The sequence below is a fragment of the Pseudomonas sp. L7 genome, from assembly GCF_046605565.1.
In the GTDB taxonomy this organism is placed as follows: Bacteria; Pseudomonadota; Gammaproteobacteria; order Pseudomonadales; family Pseudomonadaceae; genus Aquipseudomonas; species Aquipseudomonas wayambapalatensis.
This window is the reverse complement of the sequence record NZ_CP176784.1, coordinates 2,903,671-2,924,254: the sequence shown is the minus strand read 5'-3', so window position 1 is coordinate 2,924,254 and position 20,584 is coordinate 2,903,671. Positions and strand designations below refer to the sequence as shown.

At 63.9% G+C, this 20,584-nt stretch carries 16 protein-coding genes and 1 pseudogene; 7 read left to right on the top strand and 10 right to left on the bottom strand.

The genetic code is table 11. The annotated features are described in order from the left end of the window. Nucleotides 1–39: 39 nt before the first annotated feature. Nucleotides 40–957, bottom strand: a pseudogene (locus tag ACK3BK_RS13150) (chemotaxis protein); the annotation flags it as partial. A gap of 573 nt (nt 958–1,530) precedes the next feature. Here ACK3BK_RS13150 and ACK3BK_RS13145 point away from each other — a divergent pair. Together ACK3BK_RS13145 and ACK3BK_RS13140 are read left to right on the top strand one after the other, a co-directional pair. Next, entirely contained in the window at nt 1,531–2,850 is a 1,320-nt protein-coding gene (locus ACK3BK_RS13145; RefSeq protein WP_186708320.1) for a Na+/H+ antiporter family protein, read from the top strand. Nucleotides 2,851–2,932: 82 nt separating this feature from the next. Beyond that, nucleotides 2,933–3,847, top strand: coding sequence for a LysR substrate-binding domain-containing protein (locus ACK3BK_RS13140; protein ID WP_186664440.1), 915 nt, complete (start codon nt 2,933–2,935; stop codon nt 3,845–3,847). 105 nt (nt 3,848–3,952) lie between these two features. Here the strand turns inward: ACK3BK_RS13140 and ACK3BK_RS13135 are convergent, their stop codons facing one another. The 3 genes from ACK3BK_RS13135 to leuC form a co-directional block, all read right to left on the bottom strand. Next, the gene (locus ACK3BK_RS13135) at nt 3,953–4,381 is read right to left on the bottom strand and encodes a hypothetical protein (protein ID WP_186664442.1); all 429 of its coding nucleotides are present in this window, start codon (nt 4,379–4,381) and stop codon (nt 3,953–3,955) included. A 189-nt stretch (nt 4,382–4,570) separates the two neighbouring features. Next, nucleotides 4,571–5,179 carry a 3-isopropylmalate dehydratase small subunit gene (gene leuD, locus ACK3BK_RS13130; protein ID WP_411382568.1) on the bottom strand — a complete coding sequence of 203 codons (609 nt, stop codon included), beginning with the start codon at nt 5,177–5,179 and terminating at the stop codon, nt 4,571–4,573. A gap of 3 nt (nt 5,180–5,182) precedes the next feature. Beyond that, the gene (gene leuC / locus ACK3BK_RS13125; protein WP_411382567.1) at nt 5,183–6,607 is read right to left on the bottom strand and encodes a 3-isopropylmalate dehydratase large subunit; all 1,425 of its coding nucleotides are present in this window, start codon (nt 6,605–6,607) and stop codon (nt 5,183–5,185) included. Between the two features lie 185 nt (nt 6,608–6,792). Between leuC and ACK3BK_RS13120 the strand changes: the two genes are divergently transcribed. Then, complete coding sequence (locus ACK3BK_RS13120; protein WP_186664448.1) at nt 6,793–7,341, top strand: TetR/AcrR family transcriptional regulator; 549 nt, start codon at nt 6,793–6,795, stop codon at nt 7,339–7,341. Between the two features lie 117 nt (nt 7,342–7,458). Here ACK3BK_RS13120 and ACK3BK_RS13115 read toward each other — a convergent pair whose 3' ends face one another. From ACK3BK_RS13115 to ACK3BK_RS13095, 5 genes are all read right to left on the bottom strand, one after another. After that, on the bottom strand, nt 7,459–8,874 hold the full coding sequence (locus ACK3BK_RS13115) for an efflux transporter outer membrane subunit (RefSeq protein ID WP_186664449.1): 1,416 nt from the start codon (nt 8,872–8,874) through the stop codon (nt 7,459–7,461). Beyond that, the gene (locus tag ACK3BK_RS13110) at nt 8,871–12,050 is read right to left on the bottom strand and encodes an efflux RND transporter permease subunit (protein WP_186664451.1); all 3,180 of its coding nucleotides are present in this window, start codon (nt 12,048–12,050) and stop codon (nt 8,871–8,873) included. Before ACK3BK_RS13110 ends, ACK3BK_RS13115 begins: the two co-directional genes overlap by 4 nt. Nucleotides 12,051–12,062: 12 nt before the next feature. Then, the gene (gene mexE, locus ACK3BK_RS13105; RefSeq protein ID WP_186664453.1) at nt 12,063–13,304 is read right to left on the bottom strand and encodes a multidrug efflux RND transporter periplasmic adaptor subunit MexE; all 1,242 of its coding nucleotides are present in this window, start codon (nt 13,302–13,304) and stop codon (nt 12,063–12,065) included. 190 nt (nt 13,305–13,494) lie between these two features. Next, nucleotides 13,495–14,508 (bottom strand): zinc-binding alcohol dehydrogenase family protein, encoded by a 1,014-nt coding sequence (locus ACK3BK_RS13100; RefSeq protein ID WP_186664455.1) that lies wholly within the window; start codon nt 14,506–14,508, stop codon nt 13,495–13,497. 166 nt (nt 14,509–14,674) lie between these two features. After that, nucleotides 14,675–15,193: a carboxymuconolactone decarboxylase family protein gene (locus ACK3BK_RS13095; protein WP_186664457.1), complete on the bottom strand. Its 519-nt coding sequence runs from the start codon at nt 15,191–15,193 to the stop codon at nt 14,675–14,677. Between the two features lie 125 nt (nt 15,194–15,318). On the opposite strand from ACK3BK_RS13095, the gene ACK3BK_RS13090 reads away from it, so the two are divergent. Then, a complete protein-coding gene (locus ACK3BK_RS13090) occupies nt 15,319–16,131 on the top strand; it encodes a cupin domain-containing protein (protein WP_411382566.1) in 813 nt (270 codons plus the stop codon). A gap of 84 nt (nt 16,132–16,215) precedes the next feature. Here the strand turns inward: ACK3BK_RS13090 and ACK3BK_RS13085 are convergent, their stop codons facing one another. After that, the gene (locus ACK3BK_RS13085) at nt 16,216–16,533 is read right to left on the bottom strand and encodes a DUF2388 domain-containing protein (RefSeq protein WP_411382565.1); all 318 of its coding nucleotides are present in this window, start codon (nt 16,531–16,533) and stop codon (nt 16,216–16,218) included. Between the two features lie 268 nt (nt 16,534–16,801). Between ACK3BK_RS13085 and ACK3BK_RS13080 the strand changes: the two genes are divergently transcribed. The 3 genes from ACK3BK_RS13080 to ACK3BK_RS13070 are packed head-to-tail and all read left to right on the top strand — an operon-like array spanning nt 16,802 to nt 20,568. Beyond that, complete coding sequence (locus ACK3BK_RS13080) at nt 16,802–18,154, top strand: MFS transporter (RefSeq protein WP_411382564.1); 1,353 nt, start codon at nt 16,802–16,804, stop codon at nt 18,152–18,154. A gap of 22 nt (nt 18,155–18,176) precedes the next feature. Beyond that, complete coding sequence (locus ACK3BK_RS13075) at nt 18,177–19,166, top strand: LysR family transcriptional regulator (RefSeq protein WP_186708302.1); 990 nt, start codon at nt 18,177–18,179, stop codon at nt 19,164–19,166. Next, the gene (locus tag ACK3BK_RS13070) at nt 19,153–20,568 is read left to right on the top strand and encodes an aspartate ammonia-lyase (RefSeq protein ID WP_186719480.1); all 1,416 of its coding nucleotides are present in this window, start codon (nt 19,153–19,155) and stop codon (nt 20,566–20,568) included. The genes ACK3BK_RS13075 and ACK3BK_RS13070 overlap by 14 nt, the downstream gene beginning before the upstream one ends. Nucleotides 20,569–20,584: the final 16 nt, after the last annotated feature.

Below are 20,584 nucleotides of genomic sequence, written 5' to 3'. Positions count from 1 at the left end.
GTTGAACCAGCCGGCCAGCTCACCCAGTTCGTCGCGCTTGTCGTAGTTCAGGCGACGGGTCAGGTCACCTTCGCCGCTGGCGATATCCTTGAGCATCGCGGCCACACCGAGGATCGGCCGGGTTACCCCGCGCGCCATCAGCCACACCGCCAGCAGGCCGGCGATCGCCGCAGCCAGGCCCAGGCCCAGCTCGAGCAGGGTGCCGCTGGTGTTGAGCACGTCGAGTTCGCGCTTGAGCGCGTCGGCAGGGCCGGTCAGGGCGCTTTCCGGTACGTCGAGCAGTACGCCCCAGGGCTTGCCGCCGGGAATCGGTGCGAACGCGGCCAGTACCTTCAGGCGTTGCTGGTCGTGAAGCACCTGCAGCTTGCCAGCGGTCAGCTTGCGCACCAGCTCGGCGCCCTGGCGGGTATCGACCTGGTCGAAGCGCTCGGCCAGCTTGCCGGCGTCCGGGCTGTAGCCGGCCAGCAGGCCCGCGGGGCTGAGGATGCCGACCTTGGTGCGACCTTCGTACAGGCTGCGGCTGGCGTCTTCGCTCAGGGCCTGCAAGCTGTTCAGGTTGGTGTCGATGGACAGGGTGCCGATAACCTTGCCATCCACCATCAGCGGGAAGACGATGCTGGTCATCAGCACTTGCTGGCCAGCGATTTCATAGAAGTAGGGCTCGATCACGCAGACCTTGCCGGTGCTGCGCGGGCAGGCCCACCAGGTATTGGCCGCCTCGCCGCTGGGGCCGATCTGGGTGTTGGCCATGTCACGCTCGGGCAACGCCATGGCGGTCAACTGGCCTGCGCGCGGCTGCGACCAGTACAGGGCGAAGCGCCCGGTTTCGTTGCTGCCAAGCTCGGCGAGGCCGCTGAACAGCTTGTCCTTGCCATCCAGGGCGTTGGCTTCGAACACCAGCGAAAGGCCGAGCAGGTCGGGGTTGGCCTGCAGTGCGGCGCGCACCTGGGCGGTCATGTCCTGGCGCAGGTCGTGGGCGTCGATGAAGCGCTTTTCGGCCTGTTCGCGCAGGAACAGGACCTGACGGGCGAAGCCGGCACCGTACTGGTAGGCGTCCATGAACCGACGACGAATGCTTAGCGCCTGGACCTCGCCTTGAGATTCGATGCGGGCCTGGGCGGATTCGGTGAGCATCTGCGAGCTGCTGGCCTTGACCAGGTCCGAGCTGTGGTCCATGCGATACAACGAAAGGCCGACGAGCAATGTGACGATGCTGGCCAGGCACAATCCGGCGAGCAGGGTGATCTTCCATTGGATGGAAAGTTGACGCAACGGCATGGTGTACATCCCTTGTAATAGTAGAGCTGGGGCTGACGACTGTTTCGGCGGGATCGGGTTTTTCTTTATATGAACGTTCAATAAAGATAAAGGCTCCTATACAAACGCCATCCCTCGGCAGTTTTGACATCCTCCCCCCAGTGCTTCAGAGTGTGCGCCCTCCATAACAACACCCCTGGTCCGGCCGCTGCCCAGCGCAGCTTGTCGCCGGAGCGCCCGCTTTTTGTCTGTCGTAATGAGGTATTGCACACCATGAATGCAGTGATCGCCGCGGTCGGTATCATGCTGGTACTGAGCCTGTCCCGCGTGCATGTGGTCATCGCCCTGATCGTTGGCGCCGTGACCGGTGGCCTGGTCGGTGGTCTGGGGATCGAGGGTACGCTCGCAGCCTTCAATGGCGGCCTGGGCGGCGGCGCGACGGTGGCGTTGTCGTACGCGTTGCTCGGTGCCTTCGCCGTGGCCATCGCCAAGTCCGGCCTGGCCCACGCCCTGGCTGACCGCGCGCTGGCGATGATCGACCGCCAGGGGCAGGTACAGAGCGGCACGCTCAAGTGGTTGTTGATTGGCCTGATGCTGGTGGTTGCGGTGTCGTCGCAGAACGTTCTGCCGATTCACATCGCCTTCATCCCGCTCTTGGTGCCACCGCTGCTCTACGTGCTGACGCGCCTGCGTATCGACCGGCGCTTGATCGCCTGTGTGATCACCTTCGGCCTGATTACCCCGTACATCTTCCTGCCCGTGGGTTTTGGCAACATCTTCCTCAACCAGATCCTGCTGGCCAACGTCAGCCGCGCGGGCGTGGACATCAGCGGCGTCAACGTCACCCACGCCATGGCCATCCCAGCGGCGGGCATGCTCGTTGGCCTGCTGGTGGCGGTGTTCATCAGCTATCGGCGCAAGCGTGACTATGACCTGGCTCGCATCGAAGAGGTCGAGCAGGTCAGCGTGCAGTACAACCCGCTGACTTTGCTGGTGGCCGGTGCAGCCATCGCTGCGGCATTCATCATCCAGTTGTGGCTGGATTCAATGATCATCGGTGCGATGGTCGGTTTCCTGATCTTCTCGCTGTCGGGCATCGTGCGCTGGCGCGAGACCGACGATCTGTTCACCGAGGGCATGAAGATGATGGCCATGATCGGCTTCATCATGATCGCGGCCTCGGGCTTTGCCGAAGTGATGAAGGCCACCGGGGAGGTGAAGAGCCTGGTCGAGACCTCGGCGCAGTGGATCGACCACAGCAAGGGTATCGGTGCGCTACTGATGCTGCTGGTGGGGCTGCTGGTGACCATGGGCATCGGCTCGTCCTTCTCCACCGTGCCTATTCTTGCCGCGATCTTCGTGCCGCTGTGTGTGCAGTTGGGCTTCGACCCGCTGGCCACGGTGTGCATCGTCGGCACAGCCGGTGCGTTGGGCGACGCTGGCTCGCCAGCCTCGGACTCGACCCTGGGGCCGACCTCGGGCCTGAACGTCGATGGTCAGCATCACCATATCTGGGACACGGTGGTGCCGACCTTCATCCACTACAACCTGCCGCTGCTGGCGTTCGGTTGGGTAGCGGCGATGGTGCTGTAGGCGATAGCAGCTCGATTGTGGCGGGTCGGGTGCGGTGGCATCATGCTCAAAGCGTGAATTCAATGCCCCGAGAATCCCTGCAATGAACACACCTCGTGCCGAGTCGCCGCTGCCCGAAGACCTGCGGGTGTTCCTTACCGTGATCCGCAAGTCAGGCTTCGCAGCGGCCGCGGACGAGCTGGGCTTGTCGCCAGCCTATGTCAGCAAGCGCATCCGCTTGCTGGAGTCCGCACTGGGCACGCGCCTGCTGCACCGCAACGCCCGCAGCATTGCCCTCACCGACGCCGGGGAGCGTGCCCAGCGCTGGGCCATCCGCATTCTCGGTGACATGGACGACTTCGTTGGCGAAATGAAGCAGGTGCGCCAGGAACCACGCGGCGTGCTGCACCTGTGCAGCAGCTTCGGCTTCGGCCGCAACCATGTCGCACCTGCCGTGGCGCAGTTGTCGGCGGCGTATCCGGCCCTGGAGATTCGCCTGGATGTGTTCGACCGGGTGGTGGATATCGTCGCCGAAGGCTTCGACCTTGAAATCCGTATCGGCGACGACCTGCCGGCGCAGCACATCGGGCGCAAGCTGGCGAGTAACCAGCGGGTGCTGTGCGCCACCCCCGAATACCTTGCCCAGCGGGGTACGCCGCTGACCCTCAAGGATCTCGACAATCACGACTGCCTGGTGCTCAAGGAACGCAACAATCCGTTCGGTGTGTGGCAGTTGCAGCATGCAGGGCGTGAAGAGAGGGTGCGGGTCAGCGGGCCGCTGTCGTCGAACAATGGCGAGATCGTGCTGCAGTGGGCCCTGGGCGGGCGGGGCATCCTGCTGCGTTCGTACTGGGACGTGCGGCCGTTGCTGGAGAGCGGTCGGCTGGTGCAGGTGCTGCACGACTACACCCAGAGCGCCAACGTCTGGGCAGTGTACCCGACGCGCTTGGCGGATTCGGCGAAACTGCGCGTGTGCGTGGAGTTTCTCGAGCGGCACTTCAGGGTGTTGCTGGGCTGAGAAAAGGTTCTTATCAGCCTGGCAACGTTCCGTGCATAGGTCGCTGATGATTAAGAGAGCGGCGAGCATTGCCGAAGAGTCGGCTCGGCTCGCACGCGCATTTGCTTACACCTTGAACGTGTTCTTCACCCCTTCATGTACAAGGCAACTGGGTCCGCCGGCGAGTCTCAGGTACACCTGCACTTTCTGTGAGGGGGAAAGGGTTGCAGTGCCATCTTGAAATACTGAATACGTGGCGATCATCTCACCAACGAAGATTTCGCTTAGCAGGTTCAACGGAACAAAAATGATGTCTGATTGTGTTGGGTTGGTGACCAACACCGAAAACTCGTACGACCCTACTTCCACTCCTTGCTCATCCTTTCCGATGATCGACACGTGCACTACAGCACCTGCTCGCATCCCAGCGACGACAGGCCTGATCAACCTCACGCCGATCCTGGCTGATTCACAGGTGACAATTCCATTGTATAAAGGCTCGAAGGTAGGCGGCTGGAGTTCGATGGGCAGCGCGGCGTTCGATGTCGTTTTCATGAAGTTGACTCCCAGGGGTTAATTGAGCGGTTCCAGCAACCGAAAGTTTTTGGCGTTGGCACACTCGAAACATAACCCATCGGATTTCATTGCGAACCTGACAAAAATATCAGGTATCTCATGCGTCGCCCGCTTGCCTGAATACCGCTGCGGCGCGCGTGATCGCGATACAAGGCCGTTCATGAAAGTTCAAGCCACCCACGGATGGGCCTGCAGATACCGTGCTTCGAAGGCGCGGATCTGCTCGGTGCGCTGCAGCGTGCTGCCAATGGCATCGAGCCCCAGCAGCAGCGCCTGCTTGCGCAATTGGTCGATCTCGAAGGCAATGCAGCGACCGTCGTGCAGCACAATCTGCTGCTGCTCCAGATCGATGCTCAGTTCGGCGCTGTCGGGTGTGCTGACCCACTGGCCAATATCCTTGACTTCAGCTTCGGCGAGCTGGATCAGCAGCACGCCGTTGCGCTGGCAGTTGTCGAAGAAGATCCCGGCAAAGCTGCTGCCGATCAGTGCGCGGATGCCCAGTTGCCTTAGGCCCCATACCGCATGTTCGCGGCTCGAGCCGCAGCCGAAGTTGGGGCCGACCACCAGAAAGCGCGCCTGCTGCCACGGTGCCTGGTTGAGCACGAACTCCGGGTTCGGCGCGCCGCCCGCAGCAAAGCGCAGGTCGAAGAACACCCCGCGGTCCAGGCCATTGCGATCGATGCCCTTGAGAAACTGCTTGGGCATGATCACGTCGGTGTCGACGTTGGCGGCCAGGAACGGGGCGGCGATGCCGGTCTCGGTGAGGAAGGGTTGCATGGCTCAGGCCTCCAGGGAGAAAGTGCGGACATCGACCAGGTGGCCGCTGACGGCTGCGGCGGCGACCATCGCCGGGCTCATCAGGTGCGTGCGGGCGCCGGCGCCCTGGCGGCCCTCGAAGTTGCGGTTGGTGCTCGAGGCGCAGCGGTCGCCGGGGCTGAGCACGTCGTCATTCATCGCCAGGCACATGGAGCAGCCCGACTGGCGCCATTCGAAACCAGCATCGAGAAACAACTGCGCCAGGCCTTCACGTTCGACCTGTTCGCGCACCTGGGTGGAGCCGGGCACGATCATTGCGCGTACGCCTGCCGCCACCTGGCGTCCGCGCACCACACGGGCGGCATCGCGCAGGTCTTCGATGCGGGCGTTGGTGCACGAACCGATGAAGGCATGGCTGATGGGGATCTGGTCGAGCTGCATGCCGGGTGTCAGGTACATGTAGCGCAAGGCGCGTTGCAGGTCCTGGCGGCGGATCAGGTCGGGTTCTTGCAGCGGGTCGGGTATCTGCTGGTCGATCGGGGCGGCCTGGTCGGGGCTGGTGCCCCAGGTGACCATCGGCGCCAGCTCGCCGACATCAAGGGCAACTTCCAGATCGAACTGCGCGCCCGGGTCACTGAACAGTGTGTCGCGCCAGGCCTGCACCGCCTGCTCCCAAAGCTCGCCCTTGGGCGCGCGGGGCTTGTCGGCAAGGTAGTCGTAGACTTTCTGGTCGGGCGCCATGAAGGCACCCCGGGCACCGGCTTCCACGGCCATGTTGCAGATGGTCATGCGCGCCTCGACGCTCAGGGCACTGATGGTCGGGCCGGTGAACTCGATGGCATAGCCGGTGGCACCGGAGGCACCGATGCGGCGGATCAGTAGCATGATGATGTCTTTGGAGACCAGGCCTGCGCCCAGCTCGCCGGTCACCGTGACACGCAGGGTCTTCAGGCGTTTGTAGACCAGGGTCTGGGTGGCCAGCAGGTGTTCGATCTCCGAGGTGCCGATGCCGAAACCCAAGGCGCCCAGCGCGCCGTAGGTGGTGGTGTGGCTGTCGCCAGCGGCGACCACCATGCCGGGCAGGATGAAACCTTGCTCGGGCGCTACCACGTGCTCGATCCCTTGGCGCTTGTCCAGCACATCGAACAGTTCGATGCCGAAGTCGCGGCAGTTCTGCTCGAAGTAGGAAACCTGCAGTGCGCCACCGGCGTCAGGCATGGTCGCGATGCGCACAGGGGCGGTGGGGTTGACGTGGTCGACTACAGCCAGCGTACAGGCCGGGCGCCAGACTTGCCGCCCGGCTTCGCGCAGGCCGCTGAATGCCTGGGGGCTGGTGTATTCGTTGGCGACCTGGCGGTCGATGTACAGCAGCACATGGCCCTGGTCGTCCAGGGTGCAGACGGTGTGGGCATCGAGGTGCTTGTCGTAGAGGGTTCTGGGGCGATGCATGGCTGTCACTCGCGATCGAATGGTCATAGGCGTAGGCGTCACGGTAAGCGCCCGGGTCTAGCTTATTCCGTTCAGATCGTGGAACAACGTGGTCATCGTAATGCTGTGATGCACGAATCGTGCGGCATGTCGGGCGAGCGTCCTGGCTGGTATGCTCTGCAGCGAATCCACCTCAAGAGACCACCATGGCAAGGCCGCGAAAACAGGACAGCAGCGACAGCGACGTCAAGGCACAGATCATCGACGCCGCGTTGCGAGTGATCCAGCGCGACGGTTCGGTGTGCGCCACCTACCGGCGCATCGCCAGCGAGGCCGGGGTTTCGCCAGGGACCATGACCTACCACTTCAGCACGATTCAGGAGATCGTCGCGGCGGCCTTCGTCAAGATGACCAACCGCATCGCCGATCAGTACTTCACTCGCCTGGGCGACGCGCGTGATGCCGAGCATGCCCGCGAACTGCTGGCCGACCTGATCTGTGGCGAGCTGTGGAAAGCTTCCGGGCAGATGCTGCTGATCTTCGAACTCTATGCCTTCGTCTCGCGCCACCCCGACTACACCTACATCATGGATGACTGGATGGCTCGCTCGCGGGCGGCGTTGCAGGTGCATTTCGACGAGAAGACCGCGCGGGCGCTGGATGCGCTGATCGAAGGCTTCACCATTCACAATGCGCTGAGCCGCACCGTGGTGAGCCGGGACGACATCCTGGCGTTGATCCGCGCCTTGTCATGAGCCTGACACTGGTGCGCGCGGCCAAGGCTGCAAAAAAAGCCCCGCGGACCAAGGTCGGCGGGGCAAAGGGTTGGGGGAGGACCAACCAAAGGAGAGGTTGAAACAGGTCGGGCGGGTTTACTTCACGCTGGCCACGGTGTCTGGCTGCCAGCCACCGCCCAACGCTTTGTAGATCGAGACGATGCCGCGATACAGCTCGACTTCGCCCTGGGCCTGGGCATCCTCGGCCGCAAGCTTTTCACGTTCGGCATCGAGCAACACCAGATAATCCACCGTGCCTTCGCGGTAGCGCACCGACGCGAGGTCAGCGGCCTTGCGGCTGGCATCGCTCTGGCGGATCAGCGACAGCAGCCGTTGCTGGCGCTTGCCGTAGTCGCTGAAGGCGTTGGACGATTCTTCCAGTGCCAGCAATACCTGTTGCTCGTAGGTTGCCAGCGCGCCTTCGGCGTCGGCCTTGGCGCCGCGCAGACGGGCACGCACGCTGCCCAGGTCGAAGGCTGCCCAGCTGATGCTCGGGCCCAGTGCCCAGGCATTGGCCGCGGAGGAACCGATCTGCGAGCCGCGTCCGGCGGTAAAGCCAAGGAAGCCGCTCAGGCTGACCCGTGGGAACAGGTCGGCCGTGGCCACGCCCACATTGGCGGTCGCGGCGGCGAGCTGGCGCTCGGCGCTACGGATGTCCGGGCGGCGGCGCAGCAGCTCGCCTGGATCGCCGACGGGCAGGGCCTTGGCGATGGCCGGCAGTTGCTTGGGCGACAGGTCCACGCTCAGCGCGTCCGGGCGCTCACCCAGCAGGGTGGCGATACGGTTGCGCGCCCGCACCTGCTCGGCCTGCAGTTGCGGCACGGTGGCCTCGACCGCCGCCAGGCGGGCATCGGCACGCACCACATCCAGCTCGTTGCCGACCCCGGTGTCGCGCAGGGTCACGGTGATGCTGCGCGAGTCTTCCTGGGTCTTGAGGTTGGCCAGGGCGATCTTTTCGCGCAACTGGGCGCCACGCAGCTGGCCGTAGGCGTCCACCAGCTCGGCGATCAGGCTGACCTGCAACTGTTGCAGGTCGGCTTCGGCGGCGTCTTCCTGAGCCTTGCTGGCCTCGATCTGACGCTGGATACGGCCGAACAGGTCGACCTCCCAGGCCATGTCCAGGCCCAGGTCGTAGCGCTCGCTGTTGACGCGGCGCTCGGTCTGGCCTGGTATCTGGCCCTTGCCGATGTCGCTGCTGGCGCGGCTGGTGACCACCGGCAGGTCATCGTTGGAGACGTCCTCGCGGATCGAGCGTGCGGCCTTGAGGCGGGCGAAGGCCACGCGCAGGTCACGGTTGCCCTGCAGCGATGCCTGCACCAGCTGGTTCAGGGTCGGGTCGTCGAACTGCTTCCACCAGCTGCTTTCGAAGCGGCTGCGGTCCAGGGCCTTGGCCGGTGTTTCAGTATCGAAACGCGCAGGCTGGGTATCTGGGGTCTTGTAGTCCGGGCCCACCGCGCAGGCCGCCAGGGCCAGCGCCAGAAGGCTAGGAGTCAGGGGTTTGAGCAGGTTCATGCATGATTCTCCAGCGCTTGCACACGCTCGGCCTTGCGGGCCTGGCGACGTTCGACGTGACGGCGGATCAGGTTGAAGAACACCGGCGTCAGGAACAGGCCGAACACGGTCACCCCGATCATCCCCGAGAACACCGCCACGCCCATGGCATGACGCATCTCGGCACCGGCACCGGAGGAGAACACCAGCGGCACCACACCCATGATGAAGGCGATCGAGGTCATCAGGATCGGACGCAGACGCAGGCGGCAGGCTTCCAGCACGGCGGCCAGTGGATCCAGGCCCTCGGCCTGCTTGTCCTTGGCGAACTCGACGATGAGGATCGCGTTCTTGCACGCCAGGCCCACCAGTACGATCAGGCCGATCTGGGTGAAGATGTTGTTGTCACCCCCGGAGATGATCACCCCGGTGATGGCCGACAGCAGGGTCATCGGTACGATCAGGATCACCGCCAGCGGCAGGCTCCAGCTTTCGTACTGGGCAGCCAGCACCAGGAAGGCCAGCAGTACGCAGAGCGGGAACACGAACAGCGCGGTGTTGCCCGAGAGGATCTGCTGATAGGTCAGGTCGGTCCACTCGTAGGTCATGCCGTTGGGCAGCTCTTCCTTGAGCAGCTTCTCGATCGCCGCCTCGGCCTGGCCAGAGCTGTAGCCTGGGGCAGCGGCACCGTTGATTTCGGCAGTGATGAAGCCGTTGTAGTGCATCACGCGGTCGGGACCGGAGGTGTCGCTGACCTTGAGGAAGGTCGCCAGCGGGATCATCTCGCCCAGGTTGTTGCGCACCTTCAACTGGCCAATCTGCTCGGCGTCGAGACGGAACTGCTGTTCAGCCTGGACGTTGACCTGGTAGGTCCGGCCAAAGCGGTTGAAGTCGTTGGTGTACAGCGAGCCCAGGTAGACCTGCAGGGTGTCGAAGATGTCGGTGATCGCCACGCCATGGGTCTTGGCCTTTTCCCGGTCGATGGCAGCATCGACCTGCGGCACGTTGACCTGGTAGCTGGTGAACAAACCGGCGAGCTCAGGCACGCTGCGGCTCTTGGCGATGACGTTCTGGGTTTCCTTGTACAGCGCCTCGTAGCCCAGGTTGCCGCGGTCCTCGATCTGCAGGCGGAAACCGCCGATGGTGCCCAGCCCCTGTACCGGTGGCGGCGGGAAGATCGCGATGTAGGCGTCCTGGATATCGGCGAACTGCGCGTTCAGCGCTGCCGCGATGGCCTGTGCCGACTGGCTCGGGTCCTTGCGCTCGTCGAACGGCTTGAGCGGGGTGAACACGATGCCGCTGTTGGGGCTGTTGGTGAAGCCGTTGATCGACAGGCCCGGGAAGGCCACCGAGTCGGCAACGCCCGGTTGCTTGAGGGCGATTTCGCTCATGCGCTTGATCACTGCCTCCGTGCGGTCGAGGCTGGCGGCGTCAGGCAACTGGGCGAAGGCCACCAGGTACTGCTTGTCCTGCGCCGGAACGAAGCCGGTCGGTGTGGACGAGAAGCCCAGGTAGGTCAGGCCCATCAGGCCGGCGTAGACGAACAGGGCGATGCCGCTGGAGCGGATGACCCGGCGCACGCCGCCGACGTAGCTGTGGCTGGCACGGTCGAAGAAGCGGTTGAACGGCTTGAACAGCCAGCTACCCAGCAGTTTTTCCAGGAACCGCGAGAAGCGGTCCTTGGGCGCATGGTGGTCCTTGAGCAGTACCGCAGCCAGGGCCGGCGACAGGGTCAGCGAGTTGAACGCCGAGATCACGGTCGAGATGGCGATGGTCAGGGCGAACTGCTTGTAGAACTGCCCGGTAAGGCCGGAAATGAACGCCGCCGGTACGAACACCGCGCACAGTACCAAGGCGGTGGCGATGATCGGGCCGGTCACCTCGCTCATGGCTTTTTGCGTGGCCTCCATCGGCTGCAGGCCCAGGCCGATGTTGCGCTCGACGTTCTCCACCACGACGATGGCATCGTCCACCACGATACCGATCGCCAGTACCAGCCCGAACAGCGACAGCGCGTTGAGCGAGAAGCCGAACAGGTGCATCACCGCGAAGGTGCCGATCAGCGAGACCGGTACGGCCATCAGCGGGATGATCGAGGCGCGCCAGGTCTGCAGGAACAGGATCACCACCAGCACGACCAGCACCAGGGCTTCGAACAGGGTGTGCACCACCGCTTCGATCGAGCCGCGCACGAACACGGTCGGGTCATAGACGATGCTGTAGTCCATCCCTTCCGGGAAGTCCTTCTTCAGCTCGGCCATCTTCGCCCGCACTTCGTCGGAGATCTCGATGGCGTTGGAGCCTGGGCGCTGGAAGATCGGGATCGCCACCGCCGGCTGGTTGTTCAGCAGCGAGCGCAGGGCGTACTGGCTGGAGCCCAGCTCTACCCGGGCGATGTCTTTCAGGCGCGTGATTTCGCCATCGGCACCGGCGCGGATGATGATGTTCTCGAACTCTTCCTCGCTGACCAGACGGCCCTGGGTGTTGATCGACAACTGGAAGCTGGTCGAGCCGGGGGCGGGCGGAGCGCCCAATTGGCCGGCGGCGACCTGGCGGTTCTGTTCGCGGATCGCCGCGACCACGTCACTGGCCGTCAGGTTGCGCGAGGCGGTCTTGTTCGGGTCCAGCCATACACGCAGGGAGTAGTCGCCCATGCCGAACAGCTGCACGTCACCGACACCGCCCAGGCGCGCCAGCTCATCCTTGATGTTGAGGATGGCGTAGTTGGACAGGTAGAGCATGTCGTAGCGCTGGTCCGGCGAGGTCAGGTGCACGACCATGGTCAGGTCGGGCGATGCCTTGTCGACGGTAATACCGATGCGCGTCACTTCCTCGGGCAGCTTGGGCTGCGTCCGGGTCACGCGGTTCTGTACCTGCACCTGCGCGTTGTCCAGGTCGGTGCCCAGGGCGAAGGTGATGGTCAGGGTCAGCTTGCCATCGGCGGTGGACTGCGAGGACATGTACAGCATGTTCTCGACACCGGTAATGGCTTGTTCAAGCGGTGCGGCGACGGTTTCGCCGATCACCTTGGGGTTGGCGCCTGGGAAGTTGGCGCGCACGACCACGGTCGGTGGCACTACTTCCGGGTATTCGCTGATCGGCAACTGGAACAGCGAGATGCCACCGGCGATCAGCAGCACGAGCGACAGCACGGCGGCGAAGATCGGGCGGGTGATGAAGAATTTCGAGAAGTTCATCGATGTTGTCCCTTAACCGCGCGGTGCCTGGGCACTGGCGACTTTCACGTTCGAACCTGCCACCGCCGGTGCCGGATTGCTGGCTTCCAGCGCCTGGCGCTGACGGGCGAGGGTGGCGAGGGTTTCTTCACTGGCCATCGGGGTTTCCTCCGGGGTGACCGGCGAGCCTGGGCGCACACGCTGCAGGCCCTTGACCACGATGCGGTCGTCCTTGCTCAGGCCGCTGCGCACGATACGCAGGCCTTCGAGCTTCGGACCCAGTTCCACCGCGCGGTAGGCGGCCTTGTTGTCCTTGTCCATGACCAGCACGAACTTCTTGCCAAGGTCGGTGCCGACCGCTTCGTCATTGATCAGCACGGCGTCGTACTTGGCGCTGCCGACCAGCTTCAGGCGGGCGTAGAGGCCCGGGGTGAACTGGCCGTCGCTGTTGTCGAACACGGCGCGACCACGGATGGTGCCGGTGCGCGGGTTGACCTGGTTGTCGACGAAGTTCATCTGGCCCAGGTGCGGGTTGCCGGTCTCGTTGGTCAGGCCCAGGTACACCGGGGTGGCCTGACCGCGCTGGCCCTGGCGGGCAAGCTGGGTGTACTTGAGGTACACGCGCTCGTCGGCGTCGAAGTAGGCGTAGACCTTGTCGGTGGAGACCACGCTGGTCAGCGGGGTGACGTCGGCGGTGACGATGTTGCCAGCGGTGAAGTCGGCACGGCTGACGCGGCCACTGATCGGCGAGGTGACCCGGGTGAAGCTCAGGTTCAGACGGGCCAGGTCGAGCTGGGCCTGGATCGCATCCACCCCGGCGCGGGCTTCGGCGGCGGCGCTGCTGCGCGATTCGGCAAGCTCGGCGGAGATGGCGTTGCTGTCGCGCAGGCGCTCGCCACGGCGGGCTTCGTTGGCGCTGCGGATGGCGGTGGCCTTGGCCTGTTGCAATTGGGCTTCGAGACGACGGACTTCAGCCTGGAACGGGCGTGGGTCGATCTGGAACAGCAGGTCGCCTTTCTTGACCTGGGCGCCTTCGGTGAAGGCCACCAAGTCGATCTGGCCGGAGACGCGCGGGCGGACTTCCACGGTTTCCGGGGCTTCCAGGCGTCCGGTGAACTCATCCCATTCGTTGATCGGCTGCTCGATCACCTTGGCTACGCTCACCTTGGGGGCGGCGGGAGCCTGCATGGCGTCGGGGGTTTTACCGCAAGCGCTGATCACCGCCACTGCCAGGGCAGCGAGGGGATAGCGCAGGGCCTTGAATGAATATTCCATGGAGAACTCCGCCACTGTATTGATAGTGGGCGGATCATGAGTGTGTTGCGTTACAGGAACGAATCGAATGGCGCGAAGGTCATTATCACGCGGAATGATATGTCGAGCCTGTTTATCGATGGCGACACATGTGGCAGTGAGGGCCGCAGTGTTCGACGTGCCCGCGACCCCCCTCACCACATGGCCGAAGTCAGTCCTCGAACCCTTCCAGCACGATCTTGCCCTTGGCCCGTCCACTTTCGATCAGCGCATGGGCGCGACGCAGGTTGGCGGCATTGATGGTGCCGAAATGCTCACCCAGCGTGGTCTTGAGCACACCATCGTCGATCAGTTTCGCCACCCGCTCCAGCAATTCGTGCTGCTTGATCATGTCGCTGGTCTGATAGAGCGAACGGGTGAACATCAGCTCCCAGTGCAGCGACAGCGATTTGCGCTTGAGCGGCACCACGTCGAGGCTGGCCGGATCGTCGATCAGCGCCAGCTTGCCCTGCGGGCGCAGCGCCGCGATCAGTTGCGCAAAGTGACTATCGGTGTGGGTCAGGCTGATCACCAGGTCGACCTCGGGGTAGCCAATGGCGTTCAGTTGCTCGACCAGCGGCTGGCTGTGGTCGATCACATGGTGCGCGCCCAGCTCGCTCACCCACTGACGGGTTTCGGGGCGCGAGGCGGTGCCGATCACGGTGAGGCCGGTGAGTTGGCGTGCCAGTTGAAGCAGGATCGAACCCACGCCACCGGCCGCGCCGATGATCAGCAGGCTCTGGCCGTGGCCACCGTTTTCAGGGACGCCCAGTCGGTCGAACAGCAATTCCCAGGCGGTGATCGACGTCAGCGGCAATGCTGCGGCGCTGGCGTTGTCCAGGCTGCGGGGCTTGTGGCCGACGATGCGTTCGTCGACCAGGTGCAATTGGCTGTTGCTGCCGGGACGATCGATGGCACCAGCGTAATAGACCTGGTCACCGGGCTGGAACAGGGTGACTTCGCTGCCGATTTCACGGACGGTCCCGACCGCATCCCAACCCAGTACCCGCGGGGCCGTCTTGCCGGCGCCGGCGCGGATCTTGGTGTCGACCGGGTTGACTGAAATGGCCTGGACCTCCACCAGCAGGTCGCGTGGGCCTGGGGTGGGGCGGGGCAGTTCGCTGTCGAACAGGGCCTGGTCGCTGTCGATGGGCAGACCGTGTTCGGTGAAGACGATGGCTTTCATGGGGGGTCCTTGGGTATCGATGAGCGATGGGCATACCTTAGCTAACGTGGTTTGGCTGAAAAACATCGTTATGGAAGTTAGACTTTCAGGGTTTTTTTGAAAGTGTGCTGTGGCAGGGCGAGCCCTGTCGCGGGCTGTCCCGCGAGAGGGCTGTTCTGCTGGCCGATCAGGCCCCGCGTGGTGGGAAGTCCACTTCGGTCCGGGCCACGTTGTTCAGGTAGTTGGTCAGGGTCAGCAGCGTCACCTGGGCGATCACGTCGACGATCCGCGCATTGTCCAGGCCACCGGCGCGCACTTCGGCCAGCACACCGTCGGGCACCTGGCCGCGGTTCAGCGTTACCGCGCGGGCAAGCACGGCCACCGGATTCAGGGTGCCGGCGCGTGCGGCCTGCATATCGGCCTCGCTCAGCCCGGACTTGCCGCCGAAGAAGCTGTGCGCGGCCACGCAGTACTCACAACCATTGACCTGGGAAGCAGCCAGTGCCACGACCTCGCGTTCGGCCGGGGTCAGGCTGTTCTTGCCCATGGCCTGGGCCAAGGCCATGTAGCCGTTGAGTGCGGCTGGGGAGTGGGCCATGGTGGCGAAGGCGTTGGGCAGGAAGCCCAGGCCTTTTTCCACGCCTTGCAGGGCAGGGCGGGCGGCTTCAGGGGCTTGTTCGAGGGTCAGGGCGGCGATGCGAGTCATGGTGAATCTCCTGTCTGAGTGGGGAGCTTGTTGTTCAAGCTTGGGTACAGATTACCCAGCAGGAATTGCTATTCGGGTTCAGATCGTCCAGCTTATGCGACTGATCGTCTAAAGCTGGACCTGCCATGGACCGCCTCGCCACGTTGCTCAACCATTTCGACTTCCACGCCTCGACCTTCCACCAGGGCGGCTTGTGCGGCATCTCGCGCTTCGAAGGCGAGCAGCGCAGTGGTCATGTGCATCTGCTGCGCGCAGGTCGCTTGCGTTTCAGGGGGCCGGCCGGCCAGGAGCAGGTGCTGGAAGAGCCCAGCCTGATTTTGCTGGTACGCCCTCAGTCCCACCAACTGCTGGCCAGCGAGGCGGACAATGCCGAGCTGGTCTGCGCCACCTTGGATTTCACCGGCGGCCCGGACAATCCGCTGACCCGTGCACTGCCGGACGCGCTGGTAAGCCCGCTGAGCGCCCTGACCGGGCTGCAGGCCAGCAGCGACTGGCTGTTCAATGAAGCCTTCGGCGACGACTGCGGTCGCGAACTGGTGCTCAACCGGTTGTTCGAGCTGATGGTGATCCAGCTGTTGCGGCAGTTGCTCGGGGAGGGCCAGATGGCTTCGGGCATGTTGGCGGGGCTGGCCGACAAGCGCTTGTCGCGGGCGTTGGTGGCGATGCATGACGCCCCTGCGCACAGCTGGACTGTGGAGGCGCTGGCATCCTTGGCGGGGATGTCGCGGGCGAGCTTTGCCGCGCACTTTCGGACGGTGGTGGGCAGCACGCCGGGGGACTACCTGGCGGATTGGCGTATCGGCCTTGCGCAGAAGCGTATCCGCGAGGGCAGGCCGCTGGCTCTGGTGGCGGATGAGGTGGGGTATCAGAGCCCTTCGGCGCTGGCCAGAGTGTTCAGGCGCAAGACTGGGGTGAGCCCTTCACAGTGGCGGGGATAAGGTTGAGATCACGGCTGTTCTTTTCGCGGGCAAGGTTGCCCCTGCAAAGGCAAGCGAATGCCCGCGAAAAGAGCACCACCGGCATCAATGGTCCGCGACAACCTCATCATGCGACAGCAGCGCCTTGGCCAGCTCTTCATCACTGACCTGCAACCCAGGATGGCTCTTGCGCACCTGCTCCAGCGCCGACTCCACATAGGCTCCGCGAATCGCGCCGCCACTGGCCACGAACGCAGACAGTTCGTCGCGTGCCGGGATGATCCGTTTGTCATCCTTGAACGTGGAGTAGAGCGAAGCAGAAACACCTGCCGAGGTGGCCACGTCGCCCGCGTCGACGCGGGCCAGGGCGGACCCTGCGGGGATGCACAGCAGCAGTGCCGGAACAAGCAGTGAATAACGCATGATCAGTCCTCCAGAAGCATTACAGCCCAAGGGATTTCGTGCATGCAATTAAGAGATGAGGCCATTGGCCAGAGTTCCCCCTGCAAGTAATTGCCAGACGAGCGACCGCATATCGGCTGCCCGGCTTCATCAACAATTGCGGCTTACACTATCAGCATTCTTGATACTGTCAGTGCACCTGCTGTTTTGCTGAAGTTGTGACCGTAGACTCATTCGTAACCGGCCACCCGAGCCGGCTCACAACTACAAGAAGCAAGTGGAGACACGAATGAGTAGCCAAGTTTCGTTCGAAGACCTCCCACTCAGCCGTTTTCATATCAAGACGGTGTTCAGTGGTACGGGCGGTCAATTCAGTGACGGATTCGTGCTAGGGATTATCGGCATCGCGGTCAGCATGGCGGCGGGGCCGTTGCAATTGAATGCGCTATGGATGGGTTTGCTCGGCGCGGCGTCACTGGCCGGTCTGTTTCTCGGCAGTTTGTTTGCAGGGCCCTTGGCCGATAAGTTCGGCAGGCGCCGTATCTTTGCCTGGGACATGTTGCTGTTCGCGGTTATTTCAGCTTCGCAGTTCTTCGTTACTTCCCCCGAGCAACTTCTGGCACTGCGCCTGCTGCTCGGACTGGTGCTGGGGTTCGACTATGTGGTGAGCAAGTCGCTGGTCACCGAGTTCGCCCCACGCCGTTATCGCGGGCGTTTGTTGAGTGTCCTGGCCGCCGCCTGGGCCGCAGGTTATGTCGCCGCATACCTGGTGGGCTTCGCCATTCGTGATATCGGCCCGGACGCCTGGCGCCTGATGCTGGCCTTGAGCGGCGTGCCGGCCTTGTTGATCCTGCCGTTGCGCCTGGGTGTGCCGGAGTCGCCGATCTGGCTGATGGCGCGCGGTCGCAGTGCCGAGGCGCTGACCATCGTCCAGGCCAGGTTCGGTGCGCACGTGACCTTGCCTGCCGCACCACCGGCAGCGGCGCAGCAACGCGGCAGCTTCAGCGAGCTGTTCAGCCGCCGCTGGCGCAAGAACACCCTGGTCGGCTGCGTGTTCTACACCTGCCAGGTGATTCCGTTCTTCGCCTTGGGCACCTTCGCGCCGCGTGTGCTCGAAGCACTGAACGTGCAGGACAAGTTCGTCGGCGGCCTGGTCTACAACGTGCTGTTGATGTTTGGCGCATTGTTCGGCCTGCTGATCATCGACCGCATTTCGCGCCGCAGCTTCTTGATCGGCACCTTCTATCTGAGCGCCGTGGGCCTGGCCGTACTGGCCTGGGCCAGCTTCGGGGCGCTGGGCACCATCATCGCGTTTGGCTTCTTTGCTTGCGTGCTTGCGGCAGCGGTCAACCTGGAGTTCGTCTACCCGCCGGAGCTGTTCCCCACCCACCTGCGTGCTTCGGGCATCGGCCTGGCCGTGGCCGCCAGCCGCTTCGGCTCGGCGTTCGCCACCTTCCTGTTGCCGATCGCCGTGCAGCATCTGGGGGTGCACACGGCGCTGGGCGTGTGCGTCGGGGTGCTGCTGTTTGGTGGTGTGTTCTGCCACCTGTTCGCCCCGGAAACCAGCCAGGAGCGCCTGGCAGCGGTGACGCCGGACGATGGTGCCGGCAAGCCGGAAGAACGGCCGTTGAACGTCCATTGATCATCAACACGGGAGCTTGAGCATGCCTGGCAACAGACTCATCGACATGTACGCGGTCCAGGTGTTCATCGCTGTGGCCGAGGAGGGCAGCATGTCCGGTGCGGCCAGTCGCATGGGCATCTCCCAATCCGGGGTGTCGCAGTTGGTACGCCAGCTGGAGGACGATCTTGGCGTGGTGCTGGTGGACCGCACCACGCGGCCGCTGACCCTGACTACGTTCGGCCTGGCCCTGCGCAACCGGGGCGCGCTGCTCAGCGAGGAGTTGTCCAATCTCAAGGCGCAGGTGCTCGATGCCGGGCGCGGGGTCAAACCCGACCTGCGCATTGGCCTGGTCGATTCCTTCGCCGCTACCTGTGGCTCGATGTTCACCCGCCAGATGCTTGGCCAGGTCACGCAGTTGTCGGTGCGCACCGGCCTCAGCCCGCAGCAGGGCGAGTCGTTGCTGCGCCGCGACCTGGACCTGATCGTCACCAGCGATCCGCTGATGGATGCCAACGACGTGATCCGCTATCGCTTGTTCACCGAGCGCTATTTCGTGATTACGCCCAAGGCGCTGGGGCGAGAGCTGCACAGCCTCGACGATGTGCGGGCGCTGGCCAATGTGTTGCCGGTGGTGCGTTTCAATCGCCTGTCGCAGGTCGGCCTGCAGATCGAGCGGCACCTGCGCGGCCTCAATGTGCGGGTGCCCAACCGCCTGGAGCTGGACAACGCCGACGCCCTGACCGCGATGGTCGCCGAAGGCATCGGCTGGGCGGTGACCAGCCCGATGTGCTTTCTGCAGGCCATGCCCTGGGTCGACAACGTCACCGCGCACCTGACGCCTGAGCTGAGCCTGGAGCGCTCGCTCTATCTGGTGGCGCGGCGCAACGAATACGGCGCCTTCTTCGCAGATGCCTGCGAGTCGGCGCGTGCTGTCATCCTCGATGCCTTCCTGCCGCGGCTTGCGGCGCTGGGCAAGGGCGTCGAGGCATTAGTCAAATTCGAAGAGGGAAATACCCGTGAGTACTTTTGATCGCCTCGATGCACGCGTCGAGCAGGACTATGTGGGCGAAGTGCGAATTGGCGCCGACAAACTCTATGGCGTGAACTCGCTGCGCGGCTTCGACAACCTGAGCGTGTCGCCGCTGAGCATCGCCCATTACCCGGCCTTTCGTGATGCCTTTGCCCAGTGCAAGTGGGCCGCAGCGCTGGCCAACCATGAATGCGGCGTGATTGCCCAGGCCCAGGCCGACGCCATTGCCCAAGCTTGCCAGGCGGTGATGGCCGGTGCATGCGACGACTCGCTGATCGTCGATCTGCTGGAGGGCTCAGGCGGCACCTCGACCAACATGAACTTCAACGAAGTCATCGCCAACCGTGCCCAGCAGTTCCTCGGCCATGCGCCGGGCAGCTATGAGGTGGTGCACCCCAACGACCACGTCAACATCTCCCAGTCCACCAACGACGTGTACCCGGCGGCATTGAAGATCGCCACCCACGCCATGCTTGCCGGGCTGATCGAGCAGGTGCGCCTGCTGGCCCAGGTGTTCGATGCCAAGGCGCTGCAGTTCGCCGATATCCTGCACTTGGGCCGCACCTGCCTGCAGGACGCCCAGCCCATGCGTCTGGGGCAGTTGTTCGGGGGGTACGCCGCGCTGACTCACCGCCTGGCCGACGAACTGGTTGCCGTGCGTGAAAAGCTGCACACACTGCCTTTGGGCGGCACCGCCATCGGCACCGGTTTCGGCGCGCCGAAGGCTTACCGCGCGGCGGTCTACCGGCATCTGGTGAAGATCACCGGTGTCGCCTACCAGGCGCCAGCCAACCCCTTCGATGCGATGCAGAACATGGATGTGTTCGGCCGCGTATCTGGTGAGCTGCGTACCTGCGCCACCTCGCTGGCGAAAATCGCCGCCGACCTGACCAAGCTATCGTCGGGGCCGGTGGGCGGCATGGGCGAACTCAAGCTGCCCGAAGCCCAGGCCGGCTCCTCGATCATGCCCGGCAAGGTCAATCCGGTGCTGCCGATGGCGATGATCCAGCTGAGCTTCGCGATCATCGGCAACGATGTGGCAGTGGCTCAGGCAGTGCAGTACGGCGAGCTCGAGATCAACCATTTCGAGCCGGTGGTGGCCTCGCGAGTGTTCGACAGCATCACCTTGCTCACTCAGGGCATCCAGCGTTTTCGTGAAAAGTGCGTGGCCGGCATCCAGGCTGACCAAGCCCGCAACCTGGCGCATTTGACCGATTCGATGGCGGTGGCGACGGCCCTGGTGCCGCGCCTGGGTTATGCCCAGGTCAGCAAACTGGCGCGTCAGTCGGTGCGTGAAGGGCGCTCGCTGCTGGCGATCCTGGCCGAGTCCGGTGTGATGACCGAGGCGCAGGCCATGGCAGCGATCGAGCAGGCGTCGTATCCGGTGTTCGAGCAGCGTTGATTGATGAATCCGCACC